Consider the following 26292-nt stretch of genomic DNA (forward strand, 5'->3'; position numbering starts at 1 on the left):
CAGCGTTTTCATTGCATTGGAAATTGAAAAGCACGCTTGAATTTCAATTGAAGAAGACGCTTTCCCGCCTCACCATCAACGCCTTGGATGGCCCTATTCGCGAGGCGAATGGCTGGGATCAAGCCGCGTCCTTGATTTCCGACGTGTCCAGGAAGTGATCGCCCGGTGGCAGGACGATCGGCGCGCAGCCGGGCAGTTCCGCTGTGGCCGTGCAGCCCTCCGGCACCGTGGCGCGGGCCGTCATACCGGTCGCGGTGAGTTCCCAGGAGAGAGCGACCGTCCCGTAGGGCGTCTCGTGTCGGACACGGGCCCAGGTGATACCGCCTCCTGGGCGAGGGCGAAAGGAAAGCCGCCGGTAGCCGGGTGCGGTGGCGGCGATGCCGCCGACCACACGGTGCAGCCAGTCGGCGACGGCCCCGAGCGCGTAGTGGTTGAAACTGGTCATGCCGCCGGGGTTGAGCGTGCCGTCCGGGCGCATGCTGTCCCAGCGCTCCCAGATCGTGGTCGCCCCCATGGTCACGGTGTAGAGCCAGGAGGGGCAATCGGTCTGGAGGAGCAGCCGGTAGGCGACGTCGAGGTGGCCGTTGTCGGCGAGGGCGTCGCAGATGAGGGGGGTGCCCACGAACCCGGTGGAGATGCGGGCCTCGTCGGCGAGGACGATCTCGGCGAGACGGTCGGCGGCCGGTCCGCGCTGCTCCGGAGTGAGCAGTCCGAAGGCGAGGGCGATCGCGTACGCGGTGGCGCTGTCACTGGTGAGCCGGGCCGCGGGCAGAACGTACCGGTGCCGGAAGGCTTCGGCCACTTCGGCCGCGAGCGCGGCGTACCTGTCGGCGTCCGCGTGCTTTCCCAGTTCCTTTGCAGTGAGCGCGAGATGGTGCGCGGAGTGGGCGAAGTAGGCGGTGGCGACGAGGTAGCGGTCGGTGCGGCCGGCGGCCGGGTCGTCGGGCGGGGCCGCCGGGTCGAGCCAGTCCCCCAGCTGGAAGCCGGTGTCCCACAGGCGGGTGGGCCCGGCGAGGCGTTCGACGAGGTCGACCCATGCTTGGGCCATGGGGTAGTGCCGACGCAGGAGTTCCCGGTCGCCGAAGCGCTGGAAGAGGGTCCAGGGAGTGAGGACGGCGGCGTCGCCCCACGCGGCGCCGGGATGGATCGGCGTCCACATGGGTTCACCGGGTATGACCGGGACGTACCAGGGGATCGTGCCGTCGGGGAGCTGCTCGACGCCGACGTCGGTGAGCCAGGAGTCGAGCAGGCCGGCGCAGTCGTGGAGGAAGCTCGCGGTGGGGGCGAAGACCTGGATGTCACCGGTCCAGCCGAGGCGTTCGTCGCGCTGCGGGCAGTCGGTGGGCAGGTCGACGAAGTTGCCGCGCATGCTCCATACGACGTTCTCGTGCAACCGGTTGACCAATGGGTTACTGCACTCGAACCATCCGGTTCGGCGCATGTCCGTGTGGTGGACGCGAGCGGTGACCTGACTGGTGGTCATGTCCTGCGGCCAGCCGGTGATTTCGGCGTAGCGGAAGCCGTGCAGGGTGAAGCGGGGCTCCCAGGTGAGGGGTCCGCTCCCGGAGAGGATCAGCGTGTCGGTGGACGTCGCCTCGCGCAAGGGGCCGGTGGCCAGTTCGCCGTTCTGGAGAACTTCCGCGTGGCGCAGGGTGAGTGTGGCACCGGCCGGCCCGTCGACCGTGACGCGGAGGCGGCCGACGAGGTTCTGCCCGAAGTCGAGCAGGTGACGCCCGTCGTCGGTGCGGGTGACGGTGAGGGGGGCGATCTCCTCGGTGCAGCGGACGGGCGGTCCGAGGGGGGCGACGAGGGTGGCGGGGTCGCGCACACCCGTGCGGACCGGTGTCCACTGCCCTGTGCCGGTCGCCGCCGGGGTGGCCCAGGCAGGGTCGTGCAGTCGTGCGTCGAAGGTCTCCCCCTCGTACAGACCGCTGGTGAGGATCGGGCCCGGCTCGGCCGTCCAGGTCCCGTCGGTTGCGACGACATGCGTGGTGCCGTCGTCGTACTCGACCTCCAGCTGGGCGATGAGGGACTGGTCGGTGCCGTAGATGTCGCGGGTTCCGCCGTCGAAGCCGTACTTGCCCCGGTACCAGCCGTCGCCGAGCCAGGCACCGACGGTGTTCGAGCCCTCTGTGAGGTGGGCGGTGACGTCGTGGGTGCGGTAGCGCAGCCGGTGGGTGTAGACGGTCCAGCCGGGCGCGAGGGCCTCGTCGCCGACACGGCGTCCGTTGATCTCCACCTCGTACAGACCGTGGGCGGTCACGTAGAGGCGGGCGCGGGCTACGGGACGGGCCAGCGGGAAGTCCTTGCGTACGCGGGCCGGGCGGCGCTCGGCCCCGGGGTGCTCGTCCCACGCGGCACCCACGGGTACGGCCTGCCAGTCTTCGGGTGCGAGGAGCCCGGCCTCGACCTCGGTCGGTGGGCTCCACCGGGAAGGGCCGGCGGCGTCGGGTGTCCAGACCCGGACGCGAACGGCGGCGCGTTCCCTGGACGTCAGCGGTGCCCCGGGCCAGGCCACCAGTATCTGCTCGTCGCCGTCGACGCGTCCGGTGCGGTGGGTACCGTCGCGGCGGTCGAGTTCCAGTTCGTACGCCACCTGGCGACCGGTGCCCGCGGGCAGGGTCCAGGTCAGCCGGGGGGAGGCGACGCCGATGCCGAGTCCGTCCGGCAGGTGTTCGAAGCTGACCGGCGAGGGCTGAGGGGGGAGCAAGGGGGGACCCTTCTTTCACGTGTGATCACATGCGGGAGCGGGACGGCGGACCCGGTGTGGGTCGTCCCCCGGAGGGTGGGCCGGAGGGAGACGCCTCGGGTCGGTGGCCGGGTCAGCCCTTGACCGCTCCGGATGTGAGGCCCTTCATGACCTTCTGGTTGAGGAACAGATAGATCAGGAGGGTGCCGAAGACGTTGATGCAGATGGCCGCGAAGAGGGGGCCGTACTGGGTGGCACCGAAGTCGCCGGTGAAGTTGAGCAGTCCGACCTGGATGGTGCGCAGGTCCTGGTTGTTGGTGAAGGTCAGTGCGATGAGCAGGTCGTTCCAGATGAAGAAGAACTGCACCAGGCCCACGGTGAGCAGGGCGTTGCGCACCAGGGGGACGCTGATGGTCCAGAAGGCGCGCAGGATGCCCGCGCCGTCGATCGTGGCCGCCTCGAACAGCTCCCGGGGGACGGTGCGGTAGTAGGTGGCCATCATGAAGACCGTCAGCGGCAGGCCGGTGCCGGTGTAGGTGAGGATCAGCGGCCACAGGGTGCCGGACAGGCCGGTCTGGAAGTAGACGGTGAACAGGGGCAGCAGGATCATCTGCGGCGGCACCATCATGCCCGCGAGGAAGATCAGCAGGGTGAGGCTGCGGCCCTTCCAGACCATGACCTGGAGAGCGAAACCGGCGGCGGTACCCAGCAGGAGCATCAGGGCGAGGGCGGGCACCACTGCGAGCAGGCTGTTCTGCACGTAGAGGCCGATGTGCCCGGTGGTCCACGCCTCGGTGTAGTTCCCCCATTGCCAGGTGGTGGGCAGGGACCAGGTGGAGTTGTTCAGGTAGTCGTCGTTGGACTTCAGCGACGTGAGGAACATCCAGACCATGGGGTAGATCTCGACGACCAGCAGGAGGGCGACGACGATCTTGACCCAGAGGCGGTTTCCCCGCCTGCCGCGCCGGGTCCTGAAAGGTCGCGCGGGCGCGGGTCCGGAGCCGTTCGGCGGGGTCTTCACGACGGTGTCTGTGGTGGCCACGGTGCTCAGCCCTCCGTGAGGTCGCGCCGCGAGACGCGGTAGACGACCAGGCTCACCAGCAGGCACACGACGGTCAGCAGCAGGGCGATGGTGCTGCCGTAGCCGTAGTCGCTGTAGGTGAACGACGTCTGGAACATGTACAGGGTCAGTGGAGTGGTGCCGGTGCCGGGGCCGCCGTTGGTCAGGGCGACGATCGAGTCGAAGACCTTGAGCGTGCCGTTGATGCTGAAGATCAGCGAGGACATGAGGACGGGCAGGGACAGCGGCAGCACGATGTGCCGGATCAGACGCAGCCCCGTCGCCCCGTCCAGACGGGCGGACTCGAGTACCTCGTCGGGGATGTCGACCAGGCCGGCGAAGAGCAGGACGGCGTAGAAGCCCATGGAGCGCCAGATGTCCATGGCGATCAAGACCCAGAAGGCGCTGCCGGCGCTGCCGAAGAAGTCGATCGAGTCGATGCCGACGGCGTTGAGGAGGGAGTTGACCGGACCCGTCTGGGGGGCTACCTGGAAGAACTTCTGGAAGAGCAGGCCGACGGCGACGGTGGGCAGTACCACCGGGAAGAACACCAGGGTGCGGATCAGCGCCGAGGCGCGCTTGAGGAAGAAGACGTAGAGCAGCGCCAGCAGATACCCGGCGACCACCTGGCCGGCCGTGACGACGACGGCGTACTTGAGGGTGAACCAGAGCGCGTCGTGCACGGCCGGGTCGTCGAGGAGCCGGGAGAAGTTGGCGACACCGTTGCCGGTGAAGCCGTTGATCGTGTTGCCCTTGGTGAAGGAGTACCCGAGTGACCACACCATCGGGACCAGCATGATCAGGGAGTAGACGAGGAGAGCGGGACCGAGCAGGACGGCGATGGCCCTGCGGTCACCGAGTACGCGGTGCATGGGTGGTGTCCACTTTCTTGGCAGGGACGGAGGCGGCCCGCGCGCGGCGGGGCGGCGAGGTGCGCGCGGGCCGCCCCCGGCCGGTCACTGGGCGGCCAGGGCGTCCTGGACGGTCTGCATGAACTGCTCGGGGCTCGTGCTGCCGTTGACGAGGCCCGCCGCGCCCTGCTGGCTGACGGTGGTGGCCTTGGTGCTGAACAGGGCCTCGAACCACAGGACGTTCTGCTTCGAGGAGCTGATGGTGTCGCGCACCTGGGTGGTGACCTCGTTGGTGTCCTTCACCTCGGTGTTGACCTTGAAGCCGGAGATGGAGCCGTGGTCCTCGAGCCCGGTCGCGCCGTAGTTCTTCGCGATGCAGGAGACCCAGTCCCCCGTCTTCTTGTCGAAGGACTTGGAGGCGAGGGTGATGCCGAGCCCGACGTTGGACGGGTACTGGTCGGCGGAGCCCTTGCCGCCCGTCACGGCCGGCAGCGGCATGAAGCCCGTGTTCTCCGCACCTATCTTGTTCTGCTTGTCGTCGGCGATGTTCGCCAGCGCCCAGCTGCCCATGTAGAACATGGCGGCCTTGCCGGTGAGGAACTGGTTCATCGCGGTGTCGTAGTCGATGGAGCCGACGCCCTTGCCGAAGTAGCCCTTCTTGCCGAGGGCGGCGACCTCCTCGGCCGCCTTCACGTACTGGGGGTCGGTCAGCTTCGCCTTGCCGTCGGCCACCTTCCGCAGGGCGTCGGGGCCGAGGCTTCGGTAGAGGTAGCCGCTGATCAGACGGGTGAGCGGCCAGCCCTGCTGACCGGATGCGGAGAACGGCTGGACGCCGGCGGACTCCAGCTTCGCCGCGGCTGCGACCAGTTCCTCCCAGGTGCCGGGCACCTTCAGGCCGTTGTCCGCGAAGAGCTTCTTGTTGTAGAAGATGCCCTCGACGTTGTACTCGTACGGCAGGACCTGGAGTTCGCCGCCGTACAGGGCCTTGATGGTGGAGACGGCGGCCGGCTCCAGCTGGTCGAGGACCCCCAGCTCCTTCAGCTTCGCCTCCAGGTCGGCGACCTTGCCGGACTTGTCCAGCTCCTGGGTGAGCGCGGGGGCGTTGCCGGCGGCGAACTGCACCGGCAGTGCGTCCTGGCCGGCCAGCAGCTGGAGCTTCTGATCCAGGCTCGCTTGCGGAACGGTCTCCACCTTCAGCGGCAGGGCGTCGTTCGCGCTCTTGCAGGCGCCTTTGGACAAGGTGGTGAGCGCCGTCTTCACGGTGGTGTTCTCGGTGACGCTCAGGTAGTCGAAGTTCTCCGGGGCGGAGGAGGAGCCGCCCGACCCGCTGCCGCCGCAGGCGGTGGCGAGCAGCGCGAGCGAGGCGGTGCCGGCGGTGAGCAGGCTCAGTCGCGCACGACGGGCGCGGGAGGTACGGAGGGGCACGGGTGACTCCCAATGGTTCGTGACGAGGGATGAGTTCGGAAGGAGCGTCATGGGCGACGAGCGGGCCCGGCAGTGAGGGCGGACCGGCGACTCGACCGTTGTTGTAAAACGTTATCCACGATCGAGTGGGCATTACCTTGCACCCCTCCCCTGCCACCGTCAAGACACGAGCCGGTAACACTGTGTTGATGGACGGAGGCTCACCAAACGCCTTGACGACCCATGGGGAGTATCGTGTAGACCGTTACACTCACGACGACTCCAATCCGGGATGTGGACGATGGGCGGGGCTCCTGCGGCCAGGCCGAACAAGCGCGTGACCATCACCGATGTCGCCCGGCATGCCGGCGTGTCGACGGCCGCCGTCTCCAAGGTCATGCGCAACGCCTACGGCGTGAGCGAGGCCATGCGCGAGAAGGTCCAGGCGGCCATCGCCGACCTGGGCTACCGTCCGCACGCGGCGGCACGGGGAATGCGCGGCCGGACGTACACGATCGGCGTGCTGCTGGACAACGTGCGCAACGCGTTCTTCGCCGACATCCTCGACGGCATCCGGGACGAGCTGCGCCACACCGACTACACGGTCCTGATCGGCGCCGCGGGCTTCGACCCGGAGGAGCAGGCCAGGACCATTCGTTCGCTGGTCGACCGGCAGATGGACGGCCTGATCCTGATCGCCCCGGGGACGACGCGCGCCGAGGTTCTGTCCACTGCCGCCTCGACGCCGACCGTGGTCATCGGGCACCACGACGCCTCGGACGCCCACGACTCGGTGGTGGACGCCGACGACCTCGGTGCGGGCCTGGTGGTCGACCACCTCGCCGCGCTGGGCCACCGCGACATCGCCCTGGTCTCGGCCCCCGGCGCCCGCGCCAACAAGTGGAAACGGACGCCTGAGGCCGTGCTGAGCGAGGGCTACCTGCGCGCGATGGAGCGGCACGGACTCGCCGCGCTCGCACGGGTCCACCACACCGCCTACTCCGACGACGGCGGCTTCAAGGCGGGCATGACGCTGCTGACGGCCGACCGTCCGCCGACCGCCGTGATGACGGGCGCGGACGTGGCCGCGCTGGGCGTCTACCGCGCCGCGCACGAACTGGGACTGCGCGTCCCCGAGGACCTGTCGCTCGCCGGCTACAACAACACCGCGCTCGCCGCCCTGGCGCCCGTGCAGCTGACCAGCGTGGACCAGGCCGGGCACACCATGGGGTCCGCCGCCGCCCGGATGCTCGTCGAGCGTGTCGAAAGCCGGAGGGACCGAGCCATGCAGACCACGATGACCCCCCGTCTGGTGGTGCGCGCCACCACCGGCGCACCGCGGGGACGCTAGGCCGTGGACCACCGGCCCGCCGATGCGCCCACGGCGCACCTCGCACCCGGCGCCGGCGGGAGGACGGTGATGGCCGCACAGGCCGGCCGCACGCGTCCGCGGGTCGGCATCAAGGACGTGGCGCGGCAGGCCGGCGTCTCCCTCGGTACCGTCTCCAACGTCCTCAACCGGCCGGAGGTGGTCTCCGAAGGCACCCGCTCCCGCGTCCTGGAGGTCATCGACTCCCTCGGCTACGTGCGGGCCGAGGGCGCCCGGCAGTTGCGCGGATGGGCGTCCCGGGTGATCGCCGTCATGGTGCTCGACATGGCCAACCCGTTCTTCACCGCGCTCGCCTCCGGCGTGGAACAGGCCGCCCGGGAGGCGGACCTCGGCGTCATGGTCTGCACGGGCGCCCACGACCCGGCCGAGGCGGCGCGCCATCTGTCGCTGATCACTTCGCACCAGGTGCGGGGTGCGGTACTGACCTCCGGCGAAGGAGTCGGGCGGACCGTCGCCGCCTTCCGCCGCAACGCGGTCCCGTTCGTCGTGGCCGACCAGTACGCGCCTCAGCCCGCCGCCTCTTCCATCGGTATCGACGACATGGCGGGCGGCCGGGCCGCCGTACGGCACCTCGTCGAACGGGGGCACCGCTCCCTGGTCTATGTCAGCGGCCCCGACCGCCTTCAGCAGGTGCGGGACCGCCGCCGGGGCGCCCTCGCCGCGATCGGCGAGTCGGGTCTGCCGTCCGCCGCGCTGAGTGAACTGCCCTGCGACGCCCTCACCGTGACCGCCGGCAAGGACGCCGGGTACCGCGTCCTCGGTCTGCCGGTGCGGCCCACCGCCGTCTTCTGCGCCAACGACCTGCTCGCCCTGGGTGTCCTGCAGGCGCTGTACGAGGGCGGCCTCAGGGTGCCGGACGACATCGCGGTGGTCGGCTACGACGACATCGAGTTCGCCGCGTCGGCGGTGGTGCCGCTCACCTCGGTGCGGCGCCCGGCGGCCGCCATGGGGCGCCAGGCCGGCCGACTGCTCATCGAGGACACGGCCCGTGGAACCGGGCACACGCACAGCCACGTCGTGCTCCAGCCCGAACTGGTCGTGCGGCGGTCGACGATGGCGGCTCCCCCGCGCTGAACGTACCCGCTCCAAGCGGTGCCGCTCGCCACCATGAGGGGCGTGCGCGTCGGCGACGCGCGGCAGGGCATGAGGAACGGGCACGACATGACTCCGGCCGGCGGTGCGGGAAACCGCCCCCGGACGTGAAGGGATCCGAGACCGGAGGCAGACGTGGCGGGGGAACCCGCGGACGTGCCTGTTCCGAGCATGCGTTTCGCGGGGCGGTATGCCCACCCCTACCGTGATTCACGTTGCGGATGACCTCCATTCGTCCGGTGGATGCCATCCGCCGCCCGTGACACGCGGGGCGCCGTTCGTCCGTGGCAGGCGGCCCCCTCACGCCTCGGGCTCGTCGGGCATGCGCCGGCCGACCCGGGCGGCGGTCTCGCGCAGCCAGATGTGGGCGGCGTCGTGGGTGTGCACAGGGTGCCACCACATGGCTTCCCGCAACGGCACGGCCTCGTACGGCGGATCCACCACGCGAACACCGGCGAGCGGTGCCAGAAGCCGGGCCAGGCGGGCTTGGAGGAGAGCGATGCGCCTGGTCCCGGCCACCAGCAGCGGGATGCTCTGGAAGCTGTCGACGGAGACCTCGACCTGCGGTTCGATGCCCAGCATTCCGAGCTGGCGCACGGCTGGGGCGTCGTAGGTGCGCTGGTAGGTGACCCAGGGCAGACGGGCCAGGTCCTGGCGGTCCAGACGGTCCTCGACACTCGGGTGGTCGTCGGCGACGAGGAAGACCCAGCGGTCCCCGTAGAGGTCGGTGGCCGGGAAGTCGCTGATGACTCCGTGCGGCATCAGCAGGCCGTCGGACGTGCTCAGCAGCGCGTCGGTGGCGTCCACCACCATGGTCGGGGTCTGTGCGAACCGCAGCCTGATGCCGGGCGCCTCCTCGTGCACGACCCGGGCCAGCTCGGCGCCGAACACGGCCACCGCGTAGTCGGAGGCGATCAGCTTGAACTCCCGGTGCTCCCGGGCCGGATCGAAGTCCGCCTGGCTGGCGAAGAGGCGTTCCAGAACGTCGTACGCCGTGGTGGTGCGGTCCAGGAGAACCTGCCCGAGGGCCGTCAGTTCGTAGTGACCGCCGACCCGGGCGAGCAGGTCGTCGTCGAAATGGCGGCGCAGCCGGGACAGGGCGGCGCTCATCGCGGGCTGGCTGAGCCCGACCCGCCGTCCGGCGCGGGTGACGTTGCGCTCCTCCAGCAGGGCGCGCAGGGCTACGACGAGATTGAGGTCGAGGCGACTTAGATTCACGGCGGTTTCCCTAGCTGTCCGGCGCCGACCAGCGGAAATTTGACCCATCAATGGCAATCATCAACAGAATCGATTTCCGTGATCGCGAGTGGCGGGTCCAGATTAGTGCCATCGCAATCAGGAGGACATGTCCGTGAAACCTGAAGCCGCGTCCGCCCTCTTCGCCGGACCCTTCGCACTGGCCACCCTTTCCACCCACGAGGGCCCCGCCTTCCCCGCTCTCGTCACACCCGACGCCCAGGTCCTCGATCTGCGTCCTGCCCTCGGCGATACCGCTCTGACCACGCGTGGGCTCCTGGACGACTGGGACTCGACGGCGCCGCGGCTGGCCGCACTGGCCGAGGACGGCTCCCTGCCCCGCCGACCGCTGACGGAGTTCCGGGTGCATGCCCCCGTCGAGCCGCGTCAGGTGCTGCAGTCGGGTGCCAACTACCGGCAGCACGTCATCGACCTGCACGTCGCGCACAATGCGCCGGGGGACGACCGCCCGGAGGAGGAGCGGCGGGCGGAAGCCGCGGAGATCATGGACCGCAGGGCCGCCGAGGACCTGCCGTACGTCTTCATCGGCCTGCCGAGCGCGGTCACCGGTCCGTACGACGACGTGGTGCTGCCCGCCTGGGCGAAGAAGCCGGACTGGGAACTGGAACTGGCCGCGGTGATCGGCCGCCCGGCCCACCAGGTGTCCGTCGAGGAGGCCCTGGACCACGTGGCGGGGTACACCATCGCCAACGACCTGACCGACCGCGCCACCGTCTTCCGCCGGGACATGCCGCAGATCGGCACCGACTGGCTGCGCAGCAAGAACGCGCCAGGCTTCACCCCGCTCGGCCCGTGGATCGTGCCCGCCACCTCCGTCGCCGAGCCGGACGACCTGCGACTGACGCTCAAGCTCAACGGCGAGACCATGCAGGACGAGTCCACCAAGGACATGATCTTCAACGTGGCGCGGATGGTGGCGTACGCCTCGCAGACCGCCCGGCTGCTCCCCGGCGACCTGGTGCTCACCGGCTCCCCCGCCGGCAACGGCATGCACTGGGGCCGGCTGCTGCGCGACGGCGACGTCATGGACGCCTCCATCACCGGGCTGGGCGCCCAGCGCACCCGCTGTCTGGCGGAGGCGACGACGTGACCGTCGACCGTACGGACCCGGCGGGCTCGGTCGCGAGGGCCGCGAAGGCGTACTCCAACTGGGGCCGCTGGGGAGCTGACGACGTGCTCGGTACGCTCAACTTCCTCGACGAGGCCAAGCGCCGCGAGGGCGCCGCGCTGATCCGGAGGGGCGTGAGCTTCTCCCTCTCCCAGCGCTTCGACATCGACGGTCCGCAGAAGGGCTGGCGCAAGCGCACCAACCCGGTGCACACCATGCTGGACACCGGAACGGACGCCGCTCTCGGCAACCAGGGGCTGCCGCACGGCATCGGCGGCGCCGACGACGTCATCGCCATGCCGCTGCAATGCTCCACCCAGTGGGACGGGCTCGGCCACATCTTCGACCACGGCAAGGCGTGGAACGGCCGGGCCGCCGAGCAGGTCGTCACCTCCGACGGTGACCAGGTCACCGGCATCGAGCACATGGCACCGCACGTCGCCGGGCGCGGCGTGCTCCTCGACGTCGGCCGGGCCGTCGGCGAGGGCGGTGAACTGCCGGACGGCTTCGCGATCACCGAGGAGCACCTGGCCGCCACCGCCGAGGCCCAGGAGGTCACGGTGGGCCGCGGCGACCTCGTACTGGTGCGCACCGGTCAGCTCGCCAGGGTCCGCCGCGACGGATGGGGCGACTACGCCGGCGGCCCCGCCCCCGGTCTCTCCTTCACCACGGCCGGCTGGCTGCACGGCACCGAGATCGCCGCGATCGCCACCGACACCTGGGGTTTCGAGGTGCGGCCCAACGAGTTCGACCACGCCTTCCAGCCGCTGCACCAGGTCGCCATCCCCCATCTCGGCCTGCTCATCGGCGAGATGTGGGACCTCGAGGCGCTCGCCGAGGACTGCGCGGCCGACGGCCGGTACGACTTCTGGCTCACCGCGGCGCCACTGCCCATCACCGGGGCGGTCGGCTCCCCCGTCAACCCGATCGCCGTCAAGTAGACCGAGGAACAAGGGAGTTCCCCCATGAGTCCCCTGAGTGAAGGCCGCGAGGTGCTCGTCGTCGGCGGCGGAGCCGCGGGCAACGCCGTCACGATCCTGCTGCGCCGCGCCGGTGTCCGCGTCGACCTCGTCGAGGCCAGGGAGGACTGGAACGCCACCGCCGGTTCCGGCATCACCCTCCAGGGCAACGCCCTGCGCGTGCTGCGTGAACTGGGCGTGTGGGAGCAGGTGGAGGCATCCGGCTACGGCTTCGGCTCGGTCGGCATCACGGCACCCGACGGGACCGTACTGCACGTCCAGGACGACCTGCGCACCGGCGGCGACGACCTGCCCGCCACCGTCGGTATCCGGCGCCCCCGCCTCCAGCAGATCCTCATCGAGGCCGTCCGCGCCAGTGGCGCCACCGTGCGGCTCGGCACCACCGCCGAGATCCTGGACCAGGACGCCGACGGTGCCTCCGTCCGCCTCTCCGACGGCTCGGAGCACCGCTACGACCTGGTGATCGCCGCCGACGGGCTGGGCTCCGCCACCAGGGCCGCGATCGGCATCACGGACAAGCCCGAGCCGACCGGCATGGCCATCTGGCGCGTCGAGGCCCCGCGGCCCGCGGACGTGACCCGCACCGACCTCGCCTACGGCGGGCCCGCCTACATAGCCGGCTACTGCCCCACCAGCGCGACGACCCTGTACGCGTACGCCGTCGAGGCCAACCGCGACCGCGCCTCCATACCGCCCGCTTCCCACGCCGACGAGATGCGCCGCCTCACCCAGCACTACGGCGGCTTCTGGCCCGAGATCACCACGCACATCACCGACGCGGCGAAGGTCAACTACACCTGGTTCGACCGGCTGCTGGTCGAGGGCTCCTGGCACCGCGGCCGGGTCGTCCTGGTCGGTGACGCCGCGCACTGCTGCCCGCCCACCCTCGCCCAGGGCGCCGCCCTGTCCATGGAGGACGCGTGGGTGCTCGCCCAGATGCTCACGGGGTCCGACACCTGGGACGAGGCGCTGCTCCAGGCCTACTACGAGCGGCGGATCGCCCGGGTCCGCCCCGTCGTGGAGGCATCCGTGCGGATCGGGCAGTGGCAGCTCGACGGCGTGCGGGACGCCGACGTACCCGGCCTGATGGCCCGCACCATGACCATGCTCCGGGAGCTGCCGTGAGCATGCCGCAGCCCCGAGCCGCGGCCCCCACCGTCGACGTGCACGCCCACGTCCTGCTGCCCGAGATCGAGGCACTGGTGGAGGGCGAACCCCGGCTTGCCGAGGCGCGCGCGCTGGACGCCCGCCGCAACGGTCCGGCCGCCCTCGCCGTCAGCGGGCCGATGATCCGCGAACGCTTCCCCCGGCTGACGGACGTGTCCGTCCGCCTCGCCGCCATGGACGCCCAGGGCGTGGACGTCCAGCTGGTCAGCCCCTCCCCCTCGCACTACCACTACTGGGCCGACGATCCGACCGCCGAGAAGGTGTACCGGCTCGCCAACGAGGCGACGGCGGCACACTGCGCAGCTTCCCCGGACCGGCTGCGCGGGCTGGGTCTCGTCCCGCTCCAGCACCCGGAACGCACCGTCGAGGCGCTCGACCACGCGCTGGCGCAGGGCCTGCTCGGTGTCGAGATCTCCAGTCACGCCCCTGACCGTGAACTCTCCGACCCGGCCTTCGAGCCCCTGTGGACCCGGGCCGAGGAAACCGGTGCGCTGCTCTTCCTGCACCCCTTCGGCTGCACCCTCGACGAGCGCCTCGACCAGTGGTACTTGTCCAACACGGTCGGCCAGCCGGTGGAGAACGCCGTCGCGCTGTCCCATCTGATCTTCTCCGGGGTCCTCGACCGGCACCCGGGGCTGAAGGTGGTCGCCGCGCACGGCGGCGGCTACCTGCCCACCCACATCGGCCGCTCCGACCACGCCTGGGCCGCCCGCCCCGACGCCGGCGCCGGCTGCGCGCAGCCGCCCAGCAGCTACCTGAAGCGGCTGTACTTCGACTCCCTCGTCCACGATCCGCACGTCCTGAGGGAGCTGGTGAGGGTGGCCGGGGCCGACCGGGTGCTGCTCGGCTCGGACTTCCCCTTCGACATGGGCAGCGAGGACCCGGTCGGCGCCCTGCGCGCCGCCGGGCTGCCCGACTCCGACTTCCACGCCGTACGAGGCGGCAACGCCGCCGCCCTGATCGGGAAGGACTGATCCCGCCATGCGCCTGCTCACCCACCTCAGGCACGTCGACCTCGCCGTGCCCGACTACGACAAGCAGCTCGACTTCTACTCGGGCGTCTGGGGCCTGACCCGGGTCGCCGAGGACTCCGGCATCTCCTTCCTGGCCGCCGAGGGCTCCCCCGAGCAGTACGTCGTACGGCTGCGCAAGGCCGAGGAGAAGCGCCTCGACCTCGTCTCCTACGGCGCCGCGTCCGCCGCCGACGTCGACACCCTCGCCGAACGGCTCCTCGCGGGCGGCGTGCAGCTGATCTCGCAACCGGGGAAGGTCGACACCCCCGGCGGCGGTTACGGCTTCCGCTTCTTCGACGTCGACGGCCGCACCATCGAGGTCTCCTCGGACGTCGAGGTCAGGCAGCACCGCAAGATCGAGGAGAAGGAGTCCATCCCGGTCAAGCTCTCCCACGTGGTCCTCAACTCCCCCGACCTGAACCGCACCCGGGAGTGGTACGAGCGCCACCTCGGCTTCGCCCTCTCCGACACACTCAGCTCACCGCACATGGGCGAGGTCATGCACTTCATGCGGATCAGCAGCCAGCACCACTCGATGGCCCTCGCCCAGGGCCCGCACACCTCCCTGCACCACGTCTCCTTCGAGATGCGCGGCATCGACGAGTACATGCGCGGCTCGGGCCGCGTCATCCGTGCCGGGTTCAGGAAGATCTGGGGTCCGGGCCGGCACATGGCGGGCGACAACACCTTCACCTACTTCCTCGACCCGCACGGCAACACCGTCGAGTACACCACCGAGCTGGAGTGCCTGGACGAGGACACCTGGCACCCGCACGTCTACGACTTCTCGCAGCCCGAGGTCACCGACCAGTGGGGCACCGCCAACCCGATGAACGAACTCGTCGCCAAGGAGTCCTTCAACGACCCCGACCGCGGTGTCTTCACCGCCCCGCCGGTCTGAACCGGCCCGCCGGCTTCGGGGACACGGCAGTACCGCCGACAGCCGCGGCTGCCCGGGCCTCCGCGCGAGAGGCCGGCTGCCGGGGCCGCATCACCGTGGGCCGCGACCTCGTGCGCATACCACTCGCCTGATCACACTCCGCTGGAGCCCCACCATGCGATTCGCCGCTTACGAACACCGACACCGCCGCAGAGTGGCGGTCGTGGAAGAGGACGGCACCCTCTTCCCGCTGCCCGCCGCCACCTCGCTCACCGAGCTGATCAAGGACTGCGACGGGCTCCCCGGACTCCTCGCCGCCGGCGCCGCGGCCCTGGACGTGCCCCCCGGCCCCCACGTCTCCCAGGTCCGCCTGCTGCCCCCGCTCCAGCCGTCCTCCGTAAGGGACTTCGTGGCGTTCGAGGAGCACGTGGAGGGGGTGCGTCGCGCCGTGGAGGGCACCGGTGGCGTTCCGGAGCAGTGGTACGCGGCACCGACCTTCTACTTCACCAACCCGCACGCCGTCTACGGCCCGGACGACGCGATACCCGTACCCCCGGGATCGTCCGAGCTCGACTTCGAACTCGAAGTGGGTGCCGTGATCGGCCGGGAGGGCCGCGACCTCACCCCGGACCGGGCCCGCGACCACATCGTCGGATACACGGTGTTCAACGACTGGTCGGCCCGCGACCTCCAGGGCGCGGAGATGAAGGTGGGCCTCGGCCCCTGCAAGGGCAAGGACACGGCCACCAGCCTCGGTCCCTATCTGGTCACCGCCGACGAACTGGAGCCGCACCGGGACGCGGACGGATTCCTGCGACTGGCGCTCACCGCCACGGTCAACGGTGAGACCGTCGGCAAGGACCTGCTGTCCAACATGAGCTGGACCTTCGAGGAGATGGCCGCCTACGCCTCGCGCGGCACCCGCGTCGTCCCCGGTGACGTCCTCGGCTCCGGCACCTGCGGCAACGGCGGCTGCCTCGCCGAACTGTGGGGCCGGCGCGGCGAGCGGACCCCGCCCCCGCTGAAGCCGGGCGACACCGTCGCCCTCACCGTCGAAGGGCTCGGCACACTCACCAACACCGTCGTCCCCGGCGTGGAGCCCGTTCTCCTCCCCGCGGGCCGACGCCGTTCGCGGGAGCGTCCGTGAGGGGCCTGCACCCCAAGAGGCTGCTCGGCAAGGTCGTCGTCGTCACCGGCGCCGCCCGCGGTCAGGGCGCAGCCGAGGCCGAGCTGCTCGCCCGGGAGGGCGCCCGTGTCATCGCCGCCGACCTGACCGAGGCACCCGGCTGCCGTCGGCTCGACGTCACCGACGAGAAGGCCTGGGCCGAACTCGCGGCCGAACTGCGGGAGTCCTCCGTCCAGGTGCACGGCCTGGTCAACAACGCCGGCGTCACCTGGCGGGCCCGCCTCGACGACGTACGTCCCGAGGACATGGCCCGCGTCCACGCGGTCAACGTCACCGGTCCGCTCCTCGGCATCCAGCATCTCGCTCCCCTCATGCCGCCGGGCTCCTCGATCGTCAACGTCGGCTCCTCGGCGGCCCTCACCGCCCATTACCCGGTCGCCTACACGACCAGCAAGTGGGCGCTGCGCGGCCTGTCGAAGACCGCGGCGCTGGAGTTGGGCCCGCGCGGCATCCGGGTCAACACGGTGCACCCCGGCTACATCGAGACCGAGATGACGGCCTCCGCCGCCCCCGCGTTCCGCGAGGCCAACGTCGGCGAGACCCCGCTGGGCCGGACCGGCACGGCTGCCGAGGTCGCACCCCTGGTCGCCTTCCTGCTGTCCGACGGCGCGTCGTTCATCAGCGGCGCCGAGATCCCGGTGGACGGCGGCATGACCGCGCACGGCGGCGTGAAGTCCGTCTCCGACGCCCTGCGCGGGGGAACTCCGTGAGGCGGCTGGAGGGCAACTGATCCGTGCCCTGTACGAACGCGGCACGAACGACCTGAGGGTCGTCTCCAACAACTGCGGAGTCGACGTCCGCGGCCTCGGTGTCCTGCTCTCCGCCGGCCGCATCGCCCGCGTGACCGGATCCGTCACCGTCGAGGAGATCACCGCCCGGACCGGGACCGTGCCGCACGTGAACGGCGTATCCGCCGCCTGCTGACTGCGTGGCGCCGTGGAGTGTCGCACCACAGAAGACCGCCGGCATACAGAAACTCATGGAGGCCCCGATGCCCGTCCCACCTTCCCCGCTACACATCGCCGTGGTCGGCGGCGGCATCGGCGGACTGGCCGCCGCGCTCGCGACCGCCCGCACCGGCCACCGCGTGACGCTCGTGGAGCGGGCCGAGCGCTTCGGCGAGATCGGAGCCGGCCTGCAACTCGCCCCGAACGCCTCCCTGGCCCTCGATGAACTGGGCGTGCTCACGGCCGTCCGGAGCACCGCGGTGACCCCGCCTCGGCTGGTGATGATGGACGCGCTGACCGGCGACGAGGTCACCTCTCTCGATCTGCGTGGCTCGGCCTATACCGACCGCTTCGCGCACCCCTATCTGGTCACGCACCGCACCGATCTGCACGCCGCGCTGCTGGCCGCCTGCCAGGAGCACCCCGGCGTCACCCTGCGCACGGGACACACCGTCACGGAGGCCGAGCAGGACGGCACCGGGGTGCGCCTGCGCTTCGCGGAGGGCCACCCGAGGCTGACCGCCGACGCGGTCGTCGCCGCGGACGGACTCCACTCCCGCCTGCGCCAGGCACTGGTCGGCGACGGCGAACCGGTCTGCTCACGCTATGTCGCCTTCCGCGGTGCCCTGCCCACCGAGAGGATGACGGGCCGGATGTCCCGGCTGGCCGCCTCGGAAGCGGTCATGGTGTGGGCCGGACCGCGCATGCACCTGGTGCAGTACCCCGTACGCCGCGGCGAGCTGTACAACCAGGTCGCCGTGTTCGAGAGCGACCACTACGCGCCGGACTCCGACGGCTGGGGCACGGAGGCCGAGTTGGAGGAGCGCTTCGCCGGCGCCTGCGACGCCGTTCGCGACGCGTTGCCCCTCGTCTCCCGCGACCGGCGCTGGCCGCTGTACGACCGTGCACCGATCGACACCTGGGTGCACGGCCGCGTCGTCCTCCTCGGAGACGCGGCGCACCCCATGCTCCAGTACCTCGCGCAGGGCGCCTGCCAGGCGCTGGAGGACGCCGTGGCCCTGGGCGAGGCCCTCGGACACCGCACCGACCCCGCCGACGCCTTCACCGCGTACGCGGACCGGCGCCGGGAGCGGGCCGCCCGCGTCCAGACCAACGCCCGCCGCTTCGGGGAGATCTGCCACCTGGAAGGCATGGGAGCGACCCTGCGCAACATGCTGCTCGCGTCACGCGGCCCCGAGGCGTTCGACGACATCTCCTGGGTGTGGACACCCGCGCCCGCTCCCCTGCCCGCTCCGGTCCCGGCCCCGTGATCCCGCTCGCGAAGGAGAACACACCATGACGACGGACGAACTCGCCTACAAGGCCCTGGACGGCCTCGGCGCGGCCCCGCTGTGGCGCTTCTACGGCAACCTGTTCCCCGCCCAGCCCAAGAGCCGCGCCGTCCCCTACCGGTGGAGCTGGCGCGAACTCCGCCCGCACCTGCTGCACTTCTCCAGGACCCTGTCCCTGGAGGAGGCCGAACGCCGGGTCCTCATGCTCGTCAACCCCGGCCTCACCGACCCGCCGGCCACGGTCAACACCCTCTACGCGGGCCTTCAGATCATCCTCCCGGGCGAGACCGCCCAGGCCCACCGGCACACCTCGAACGCCTTCCGCTTCATCCTCGAGGGCGACGGCGCCTGGACCACCGTCAACGGCGAGCGCGTCTTCATGTCCCCCGGCGACCTGCTGCTCACCCCCGGCCGGCACTGGCACGACCACACCCACGAGGGCGACGCCCCGATGATCTGGCTCGACGCCCTCGACTACCCCTTGGTCAACGCACTCGAGGCCGGCTTCTACGAGAAGTACCCCGAGCGCCTCCAGCCGGTGACCAAGCCCGACGACGCCGGCAGCCGCCAGTTCCTGCACGGCCGGCTCACCCCCGCCTGGCTCACGCAGGACGGCCCCAACTCCCCCGTCACCCGGTACACCTGGCAGGAGACCCGGCGCGCCCTGGACGCCATCGCCGACACGGCCGACGGCAGTGACGTCGACGGCATCGTGCTGGAGTACACCAACCCCTGGACCGGTGGCCCGGTCATGCCCACCATCGGCTGCCGCGTCCAGCGACTGCGCCCCGGCTTCGAGGGGGCCGGCCGCCGCCACACGGCCTCAACCGTCTTCAACGTCGTCCGCGGCGAGGGCGCCACGATCGTCGACGGCGAGCGGCTGGAGTGGTCCGAGCACGACACCTTCGCCGTCCCCGGCTGGGCCTCCTACCGCCACGTCAACACCTCGCCCACCGCGGACGCCGTCCTCTTCTCCTACAACGACGAGCCCGTCATGCGCTCCCTCGGCCTCTACCGCACCGAAGACGCCGACCCCGGCGCCTGATCCGCCCGCCCGACACCCACAAGGAGGCCAGCATGCGTCTGGCGCTGTTCAACAAGGGACGCCTCGGACTCGTCGACGGCGACGACCTCATCGACGTCACCGACCAGGTAGCGGGAGCCGACACCGCCGGACCGGCCGGAGCACTCCAGCGCTGCATCGAAGCCGCGTCGGACGGTGCGACGGTCCCCTTCGAACTCGACGGGCGGACCCGGATCCCACTGGCCGACGCGGCCCTCGACGCCCCGCTCCCCCGCCCCGGGAAGATCATCGGTGCGCCGGTCAACTACCTCGACCACAAGGCCGAGATGGAGTACACCACCTCGGTCGCCGACCTCGGGGTCTTCCTCAAGGCGAACTCCTCCGTCATCGGCCCCGGCGAGGACATCCTCCTCCCCTACTCCGACAAGCGCACCGACCAGGAGGGCGAGCTGGGCGTCGTCATCGGCCGCACCACCACGCACGTCAGCGCGGACGACGCCCTCGACCACGTATTCGGCTACACCTGCGTGCTGGACATCACCGTGCGCTCCGGCGAGGACCGCTCCACCCGCAAGTCCTTCGACACCTTCACCCCCATCGGCCCCTGGATCGTGACCGCCGACGAGATCCCCGACCCCGACACCCTCGACCTGCGCTGCGACGTCGGCGGCACCACCCGCCAGCGCACCAACACCGCCGACCTCATCTTCGGCGTCCGCGAACTGATCGCCTACACCTCCTCCGTCATGACCCTGCACCCGGGGGACGTGATCGCCACCGGCACCCCGGCCGGCGTCGGCCCGCTCGCCCACGGTGACCGCGTCGTCCTCGACATCGAGAAGGTCGGCCGCCTCGAGGTCGGTGTCGACGGCTCCCGGGCCACCCCCTACGAGCAGCGCCCCGGACGCCGCGACCGCTGACCGCACCGTCCCCGCCGGGTGGTGCCGGGCCACCTCGTCCGGCGCGTCCGTCAAATGAGCGCGGTGGCTGTATGTCTGCCAGTCCGGTATTCCCCAGGACCCGCAGACCTCGCCTCGCGTGACCTCAGCGGTCACAAGGTCGATACTGCCCCTGCGGGACTCTTGTCGGTCTGTAGTCGACTCGCCACAAAAATCTGACGCTGCGTGACCAAAGTCAGCATTGAGTCAGTATCAGTACCGCCGGAACCCGCTCCCGACCGCCGCCGACCACCAAGATCACGCACCGACCTCAACCACCCCGACCAGCAAAAACCCAGGCCCATCACCCAGCTGCTGACTTACACAGGAGGTACCCGTGAAGATGCTCATCAACGTCCCCGAGACCGTGGTCGCGGACGCGTTGCGCGGTATGGCGGCCGCCCATCCGGAGCTGGCCGTGGACGTCGAGAACCGGGTGATCGTGCGGCGGGACGCGCCCGTGGCGGGGCAGGTGGCTCTGGTGTCGGGGGGCGGGTCCGGGCACGAGCCGCTGCACGGCGGGTTCGTGGGGCCGGGGATGCTCTCGGCGGCCTGTCCGGGCGAGGTGTTCACCTCGCCGGTGCCGGACCAGATGGTGCGGGCCGCGGCGGCCGTGGACAGCGGGGCCGGGGTGTTGTTCGTCGTCAAGAACTACACCGGTGACGTGCTCAACTTCGACATGGCCGCCGAGCTGGCCGAGGACGAGGGCATCCAGGTCGCGAAGGTGCTGGTCAATGACGATGTCGCGGTGACCGACAGTCTCTACACGGCCGGGCGGCGCGGCACGGGGGCGACGCTGTTCGTGGAGAAGATCGCCGGGGCCGCCGCGCAGGAGGGACGGCCGCTGGAGCAGGTGGAATCGCTCGCCCGGCGGGTCAACGACAGCTCCCGCAGCTTCGGCTTCGCGCTCAGCGCCGTCACCACGCCCGCCAAGGGTTCCCCGACCTTCGACCTCCCGGCGGGTGAACTGGAACTGGGCATCGGCATCCACGGGGAGCCCGGCCGTGAGCGGCGTCCCATGATGACCTCGGGTGAGATCGCCGAGGCCGCCGTGGACGCGGTCCTCACCGACCTCGCGCCGCGCAACCCGGTCCTCGTGCTGGTCAACGGCATGGGCGCGACGCCACTGCTCGAGCTGTACGGCTTCAATGCCGAGGTGCAGCGCATCCTCCGCGGGCGCGGGGTCGCCGTCGCCCGTACGCTCGTCGGCAACTACGTCACCTCGCTCGACATGGCGGGCGCCTCCGTCACCCTGTGCGAGATCGACGAGGAGCTGCTCGGACTCTGGGACGCGCCGGTGAGCACCCCCGGACTGAGGTGGGGCATGTGACGGTGGACGGGGAAGGGATCACACCGTACCTACCAGGCAAGGAGACACCGTGCTCGACGCCGACTTCTTCCGCCGCTGGATGACGGCCACCACCACGTCCGTCGACCGCGAGGCGGAACGGCTCACCGCCCTCGACTCGCCCATCGGCGACGCCGACCACGGCAGCAACCTCCAGCGGGGCTTCAGGGACGTGGCGGCCGCGCTGGAGAAGGAGGCGCCGGACACCCCCGGCGCGGTACTGATCCTCGCCGGGCGCCGGCTCATCTCCACCGTCGGCGGTGCCTCGGGACCGCTGTACGGGACGCTGCTGCGCCGTACCGGCAAGTCACTCGGGGACGCGCCCGAGGTCAGCCGGGAGCAGTTGGCGGAGGCGTTCCGGACGGGGGTGGACGCCGTCATGACGCTCGGGGGTGCCGCGCCGGGCGACAAGACGATGATCGACGCCCTGGTGCCGGCCGTGGACGCCCTCGGCGAGTCGTTCGCCGCGGCGCGCACGGCGGCCGAGGAGGGGGCCGAGGCGACCACGCCGTTGCAGGCCCGCAAGGGCAGGGCGAGCTACCTCGGCGAGCGCAGCATCGGGCACCAGGATCCCGGGGCCACCTCGGCGGCACTGCTCGTCGCGGCACTTCAGGAGGCGGCCGGTGAGTGACGACAAGCTGGTCGGGATCGTGCTGGTGTCGCACAGCGCCGCGGTCGCCGCGTCCGTGGCGGAGCTGGCCAAGGCGCTGTCGGGCGGTGGCGCGGCCGTCCCCGTCGCCCCGGCGGGCGGGACCGCGTCCGGCGAGTTCGGCACCAGCTCCGAGCTGGTGTCGGCGGCCGCAGCGTCCGTGGACCGGGGTGCGGGCGTCGCCGTCCTCACCGACCTCGGCAGCGCGGTACTCACCGTCAAGGCGCTGCTCGCCGAGGGCGACGAACTCCCGGCGCACACCCGCCTGGTGGACGCGCCGTTCGTCGAGGGCGCGGTGGCCGCCGTGGTGACGGCCTCGACGGGCGCCGACCTCGCGGCCGTGGAGGCGGCCGCCGCGGAGGCGTACTCCTACCGGAAGGCCTAGGTTCCCGCGCCGGGCGGTCGGGTGAGTCCGGCCGCCGTGGCGCGGTGCGCGGGGGCGGGCGCGGTCCTCGGTCGTCCCGGTCTCAGTCGTCGCCCATGAACTCCCGTACCAGCCGCTCCCCCTCCTTCTCCGCGGCCGCCGGGTCCTCGATGGGCTCGACCCGGCTCCCCTTGAAGACGATGTACGTCACGTCGGACGCCGCGCCGCCGCCGTGCGGGTCGGCCGGGACGCCGAGCGCCTTCGCGGCGGCGTAGGACGCCTCGCCGACGAGGTCGCGCGGGCCGACGTCGCCGACGACCGCGTACCGCACCCGGTCCCCGTGGACGAGGGCGGCGAGCGACCCGCCGCGCACGTCGTCCTCGCGGTGGTCCCAGATGTCGCTCGGTTCGGGCACGACGACGTAGGGCAGGCGTTCGGCGTCCAGCGGGCGGCCGTCCGACCGGGTGAACGCGGTGGCGGGGCTGAAGTGCGGGTCGCTGCGGCTGTTGCACCGGTCGCCGGGCACCCCGTCGCAGTCGACGTCCAGGTCGGCCTTCCAGTACACGGCATCGCGCTTGCCGCAGACCGGGATGTCCGCCGGTGTCCCGGAGTCCTTGCGGTAGCGCCCGCGCGAGACGGGTGTGCAGTCGCGTACCTCGGCCAGCAGGTCGGCGGCGCGGACCGGCGCCTCTCGCCGGTCTCCCCTCGGGCGGGCGGCCGCCCCTGCCGGGCGCTCCGGGACCGGCCCGATCCGGACTCCGGACCGGTTCGCGCGCCCCGGGACGTCCTGGGACCGGTCGGCGGCCAGGTGGCGCGCCGGGAGGTCGGCGCGGAGCGGGTGCGGAGCGTCGGGGAACGCCGTGGGAGCGATCAGGGCGGCACTGGCCGCGACCAGCGTCAGCGACTGGACACGCACGATGTGGCCTCTCCTGGGGGACATGGGCGGGCACTCGGTCCCATCTGTCCCCGATTCGGCCGTGCGGCCACCTTTCACAGGGCCAGACGGTGCACGCCCCGGTCCTCCGCGCCGCCTCGGCGGTGCGACGGGGGGCGGGCGGGCCGGGACCCGTGACGGCTCCCGGCGCGCCCGGCCACCCGCGCCGGCACGGCATCTGCGACGACAGCGGTCCGCGCCTTTGGCCCGAACCCGCCCGGGACATCCCGGAGTTCGGCCCTCAGGTGACTCAGCATACGTAACGCGGTGACGGCCTCTTGATGTGATCGCGTCACGGGCGTCATATTGGTCCGGACCATTGCCGCCGCATCGAATCGGACCGACGCCCCACCGGAGGCTGAGCCGTGCGAGACGTACCCGTTCCCGCTGTCCCCGCGCCCACCGCCGCCCCCGGCGCTTTCCTGCGCCGGTGCGCCCTGCCCCTGTTCTGCGGCGCGGTCGTCCTGCTGACCTCCTGCGGCACGGGCGCGGGCGGGGAGGGGGAGGACGGCGGGCTGCCCGGCGTACCCATGGGCGTCACCGCCGAGGCGGGCAGCGCGACGACCGTGCACGTGATGTGGAACGCCCTGGACGGGGCGGAGACCTACGAGGTGTACCGCGGCGGCACGCTGGTCAAGGAGGTACCTGCGTCCGACCGCATGGTGGACGTCACCCGGCTGCGCCCCTCGACGGCGTACGCCTTCACCGTCCGGGCGCGCGACGCCGACGGGCGGCTCGGGCCGCGCAGCCGGGAGGTGCGGGCCACCACGCCGGCCGCCGTCACCGACGCCTCCGCCCCCACCCGCCCGGAGGGCGCCGAGGGCCGGGCGGCGGGCGGCCGGGCGGTGCAGCTCACCTGGTCGGCCGCGAAGGACGACCGCAAGGTGGTGTCGTACGACGTGTACCAGGGCGGCACGAAGGTGCACAGCGTCGGCGGCGCCCAGACGGCGGCCGTCGTCACGGGGCTGCGGCCGGGCACCCGTTACACCTTCACGGTGCGGGCGCGGGACGCCGCCGACAACCTCTCTCCCGCCAGCGCGGTCGTCCGGCTCTCCACCCCGGGGTCGGACGACGGCCGCACCTCCGCGCCCACCGCTCTGCGCGCGGCCTCCCATCTCGCCGACGGGGCGTACTACCTCGACCTGACCTGGGTCCCGCCGCGGACGGACGGCCCGGTCACCGAGTACCAGATCCACCTGGACGGCCGTCCGGCGACCTCCCTGGTCTACGGCGCCGAAGCGCCGCGCGACCTGGCCGAGTACAGCTTCTACGCGGGACGCGAGGCCGGTGTCACGCACCGGGTGCGGATCCGGGCCAGGCTGGCCGACGGCACCTGGGGCGGCTTCTCTCAGGAGCGGAAGGTGACGCTGGGCGCGGGCGGCTGACCTCGGTGCGGCTCGGACCGGGCGGCGCGTCACCTGGGCGGTCGCGCTCGGCATGCGGGCGCGCTCGCCGCGCTGTTGGCTGCCACTGAGGGAGCACGGGCGTTCCCGATCTCGGCGACGCAAGGGATGTGCCGCCGACCGTGCCGCCGGAGGGCAGTCCACATGCGCATCTCTTCGCCGTTTCTCCGCTCCGGCCTGACCGCGGCGGCCGCCGCCGCGCTGCCCGTCGCCCTGGCCGCCGGGCCGGCTCTCGCGGGGCCGGGCATCTCGGTGAGCACCACCGGGACGACGGTGTCGGTCACCACCACGGCCTGCGCCCAGCTCAACGGCAGTTGGGGCACCGCATCGCTGCTCACCAGCAGCCAGCGCGACTTCGCGCAGGGGCGCCAGGTGGCGCTGTCCGGCACCGGCTCCGGGCAGTCGGCGGCCTGGTCGGGGATCTCGCCGGGCACCTACACGGTGATCGTCATGTGCTCGAACAACAGCACCGCGGGCACCCAGACGGTCATCGTCTCCAGGGCGCCCTCCCCCTCCCCGAGCCGCTCGGCCGCTCCCTCGCCGTCCGCGTCGCCGCGCGGTGTCATGGGCGGCCTGGGCGGGGCGATCCAGGACTACGGCACCGCGACCCTGGTGGCGGGCGGCGCACTGGTGGGGGCCGGTGTCATCGGCGCGGCCTGGTTCCTGCGCCGCCGCGCGAAGCCCTACCGGTTCTGAGTCCTACCGGTCCTGAGTCCTACCGGTCCCGCGCCCCGGTTCCCTCGGCGGGCAGCTCGGCGAACTCCGCCAGCGCGTGCCTGAGCCACCCCGTCCAGAAGGTCTCCAGGTCGATGCCGGCCCGCAGCACCAGGTGCCGCAGCCGGTCCTCGGCACCGTCCCTGCCCGGCGGGAAGTCCCGCTCCTCGATCTGCCGGTACTCCGCCAACTGCCGCTCGTGCAGGTCCAGATGGCGACGCAGGTCCTCCTCGACACCGGCGGTGCCGACCACCGCGGCGGCCCGCAGGCGCAGCAGCATCGTGTCCCGCAGGGGCTTGGGGTCCTGGGGTACGGCGGTCCAGCGGGCCAGTTCCTCGCGGCCCGCGGGCAGCACCTCGTAGGACTTCTTCTGCCCGCGGGCCGGCTGCCGCCCGGGCAGCTCCCGGATCAGGCCCTCGCCCTCCAGCTTGCCCAGCTCGCGGTAGATCTGCTGGTGCGTCGCCGACCAGAAGTAGCCGATCGACCGGTCGAACCGGCGGGTCAGCTCCAGCCCGGACGACGGCTTTTCGACCAGGGCGGTGAGGATCGCGTGCGGGAGGGACATGCGCTCATCCTAGGGATGCCGCGGGCCGCCCGGACGG

The 26292-nt window shown here is 71.6% G+C and carries 24 protein-coding genes and 1 pseudogene; 18 read left to right on the forward strand and 7 right to left on the reverse strand.

What is annotated here, in order from left to right:
• Positions 1-118: 118 nt before the first annotated feature.
• The 4 genes from ACZ67M_RS24240 to ACZ67M_RS24255 form a co-directional block, all read right to left on the reverse strand.
• Positions 119-2710 (reverse strand): family 78 glycoside hydrolase catalytic domain, encoded by a 2592-nt coding sequence (locus ACZ67M_RS24240; protein WP_469852695.1) that lies wholly within the window; start codon positions 2708-2710, stop codon positions 119-121.
• Positions 2711-2822: 112 nt separating this feature from the next.
• Positions 2823-3731 carry a carbohydrate ABC transporter permease gene (locus tag ACZ67M_RS24245; RefSeq protein ID WP_392237706.1) on the reverse strand — a complete coding sequence of 303 codons (909 nt, stop codon included), beginning with the start codon at positions 3729-3731 and terminating at the stop codon, positions 2823-2825.
• A gap of 5 nt (positions 3732-3736) precedes the next feature.
• Entirely contained in the window at positions 3737-4621 is an 885-nt protein-coding gene (locus tag ACZ67M_RS24250; protein ID WP_392103089.1) for a carbohydrate ABC transporter permease, read from the reverse strand.
• Between the two features lie 84 nt (positions 4622-4705).
• On the reverse strand, positions 4706-6025 hold the full coding sequence (locus tag ACZ67M_RS24255) for an ABC transporter substrate-binding protein (protein ID WP_469852697.1): 1320 nt from the start codon (positions 6023-6025) through the stop codon (positions 4706-4708).
• Positions 6026-6341: 316 nt separating this feature from the next.
• Here ACZ67M_RS24255 and ACZ67M_RS24260 point away from each other — a divergent pair, with 316 nt between their 5' ends.
• Together ACZ67M_RS24260 and ACZ67M_RS24265 are read left to right on the forward strand one after the other, a co-directional pair.
• Positions 6342-7355 (forward strand): LacI family DNA-binding transcriptional regulator, encoded by a 1014-nt coding sequence (locus ACZ67M_RS24260; RefSeq protein WP_392103086.1) that lies wholly within the window; start codon positions 6342-6344, stop codon positions 7353-7355.
• Positions 7356-7424: 69 nt separating this feature from the next.
• Complete coding sequence (locus ACZ67M_RS24265; protein WP_469852698.1) at positions 7425-8468, forward strand: LacI family DNA-binding transcriptional regulator; 1044 nt, start codon at positions 7425-7427, stop codon at positions 8466-8468.
• A 318-nt stretch (positions 8469-8786) separates the two neighbouring features.
• Here the strand turns inward: ACZ67M_RS24265 and ACZ67M_RS24270 are convergent, their stop codons facing one another.
• Positions 8787-9704 (reverse strand): LysR family transcriptional regulator, encoded by a 918-nt coding sequence (locus ACZ67M_RS24270; RefSeq protein WP_469852700.1) that lies wholly within the window; start codon positions 9702-9704, stop codon positions 8787-8789.
• Positions 9705-9831: 127 nt separating this feature from the next.
• Here ACZ67M_RS24270 and ACZ67M_RS24275 point away from each other — a divergent pair, with 127 nt between their 5' ends.
• The 14 genes and pseudogenes from ACZ67M_RS24275 (at position 9832) to ACZ67M_RS24340 (ending at position 22660) form a co-directional block, all read left to right on the forward strand.
• The gene (locus tag ACZ67M_RS24275; protein WP_469852702.1) at positions 9832-10833 is read left to right on the forward strand and encodes a fumarylacetoacetate hydrolase family protein; all 1002 of its coding nucleotides are present in this window, start codon (positions 9832-9834) and stop codon (positions 10831-10833) included.
• Positions 10830-11792 (forward strand): cyclase family protein, encoded by a 963-nt coding sequence (locus ACZ67M_RS24280; protein WP_392103080.1) that lies wholly within the window; start codon positions 10830-10832, stop codon positions 11790-11792. Before ACZ67M_RS24275 ends, ACZ67M_RS24280 begins: the two co-directional genes overlap by 4 nt.
• Positions 11793-11816: 24 nt before the next feature.
• Positions 11817-12956, forward strand: coding sequence for an FAD-dependent oxidoreductase (locus tag ACZ67M_RS24285; protein WP_469852703.1), 1140 nt, complete (start codon positions 11817-11819; stop codon positions 12954-12956).
• A 2-nt stretch (positions 12957-12958) separates the two neighbouring features.
• On the forward strand, positions 12959-13972 hold the full coding sequence (locus tag ACZ67M_RS24290) for an amidohydrolase family protein (RefSeq protein ID WP_469852705.1): 1014 nt from the start codon (positions 12959-12961) through the stop codon (positions 13970-13972).
• 7 nt (positions 13973-13979) lie between these two features.
• Positions 13980-14912, forward strand: coding sequence for a VOC family protein (locus ACZ67M_RS24295; protein ID WP_469852707.1), 933 nt, complete (start codon positions 13980-13982; stop codon positions 14910-14912).
• Between the two features lie 154 nt (positions 14913-15066).
• Positions 15067-16038 carry a fumarylacetoacetate hydrolase family protein gene (locus ACZ67M_RS24300; protein WP_469852709.1) on the forward strand — a complete coding sequence of 324 codons (972 nt, stop codon included), beginning with the start codon at positions 15067-15069 and terminating at the stop codon, positions 16036-16038.
• Positions 16039-16043: 5 nt separating this feature from the next.
• Entirely contained in the window at positions 16044-16787 is a 744-nt protein-coding gene (locus tag ACZ67M_RS24305) for an SDR family NAD(P)-dependent oxidoreductase (protein ID WP_469853037.1), read from the forward strand.
• 16 nt (positions 16788-16803) lie between these two features.
• Positions 16804-17001: pseudogene (locus ACZ67M_RS24310) on the forward strand (CoA-transferase); the annotation flags it as partial.
• 67 nt (positions 17002-17068) lie between these two features.
• Positions 17069-18295 (forward strand): FAD-dependent monooxygenase, encoded by a 1227-nt coding sequence (locus ACZ67M_RS24315; RefSeq protein ID WP_469852711.1) that lies wholly within the window; start codon positions 17069-17071, stop codon positions 18293-18295.
• A 25-nt stretch (positions 18296-18320) separates the two neighbouring features.
• On the forward strand, positions 18321-19361 hold the full coding sequence (locus ACZ67M_RS24320; RefSeq protein ID WP_392103072.1) for a cupin domain-containing protein: 1041 nt from the start codon (positions 18321-18323) through the stop codon (positions 19359-19361).
• Between the two features lie 32 nt (positions 19362-19393).
• Complete coding sequence (locus tag ACZ67M_RS24325; protein WP_469852712.1) at positions 19394-20260, forward strand: fumarylacetoacetate hydrolase family protein; 867 nt, start codon at positions 19394-19396, stop codon at positions 20258-20260.
• A gap of 355 nt (positions 20261-20615) precedes the next feature.
• The gene (gene dhaK, locus ACZ67M_RS24330) at positions 20616-21608 is read left to right on the forward strand and encodes a dihydroxyacetone kinase subunit DhaK (protein WP_361356173.1); all 993 of its coding nucleotides are present in this window, start codon (positions 20616-20618) and stop codon (positions 21606-21608) included.
• A gap of 49 nt (positions 21609-21657) precedes the next feature.
• The gene (gene dhaL, locus ACZ67M_RS24335; RefSeq protein ID WP_392015066.1) at positions 21658-22257 is read left to right on the forward strand and encodes a dihydroxyacetone kinase subunit DhaL; all 600 of its coding nucleotides are present in this window, start codon (positions 21658-21660) and stop codon (positions 22255-22257) included.
• On the forward strand, positions 22250-22660 hold the full coding sequence (locus tag ACZ67M_RS24340; RefSeq protein ID WP_361356169.1) for a PTS-dependent dihydroxyacetone kinase phosphotransferase subunit DhaM: 411 nt from the start codon (positions 22250-22252) through the stop codon (positions 22658-22660). Before dhaL ends, ACZ67M_RS24340 begins: the two co-directional genes overlap by 8 nt.
• Before the next feature lie 82 nt (positions 22661-22742).
• On the opposite strand, the gene ACZ67M_RS24345 is transcribed toward ACZ67M_RS24340, so the two are convergent.
• Positions 22743-23555, reverse strand: coding sequence for a glycoside hydrolase family 75 protein (locus ACZ67M_RS24345; protein WP_361356167.1), 813 nt, complete (start codon positions 23553-23555; stop codon positions 22743-22745).
• A gap of 383 nt (positions 23556-23938) precedes the next feature.
• Here ACZ67M_RS24345 and ACZ67M_RS24350 point away from each other — a divergent pair, with 383 nt between their 5' ends.
• Entirely contained in the window at positions 23939-24958 is a 1020-nt protein-coding gene (locus tag ACZ67M_RS24350) for a fibronectin type III domain-containing protein (protein ID WP_392015069.1), read from the forward strand.
• Positions 24959-25120: 162 nt separating this feature from the next.
• Positions 25121-25672 (forward strand): hypothetical protein, encoded by a 552-nt coding sequence (locus ACZ67M_RS24355; RefSeq protein WP_392015072.1) that lies wholly within the window; start codon positions 25121-25123, stop codon positions 25670-25672.
• Between the two features lie 19 nt (positions 25673-25691).
• Here ACZ67M_RS24355 and ACZ67M_RS24360 read toward each other — a convergent pair whose 3' ends face one another.
• The gene (locus ACZ67M_RS24360) at positions 25692-26255 is read right to left on the reverse strand and encodes a PadR family transcriptional regulator (RefSeq protein WP_361356161.1); all 564 of its coding nucleotides are present in this window, start codon (positions 26253-26255) and stop codon (positions 25692-25694) included.
• Between the last annotated feature and the right edge of the window lie 37 nt (positions 26256-26292).

The sequence above is a fragment of the Streptomyces sp. NPDC107500 genome, assembly GCF_055582785.1.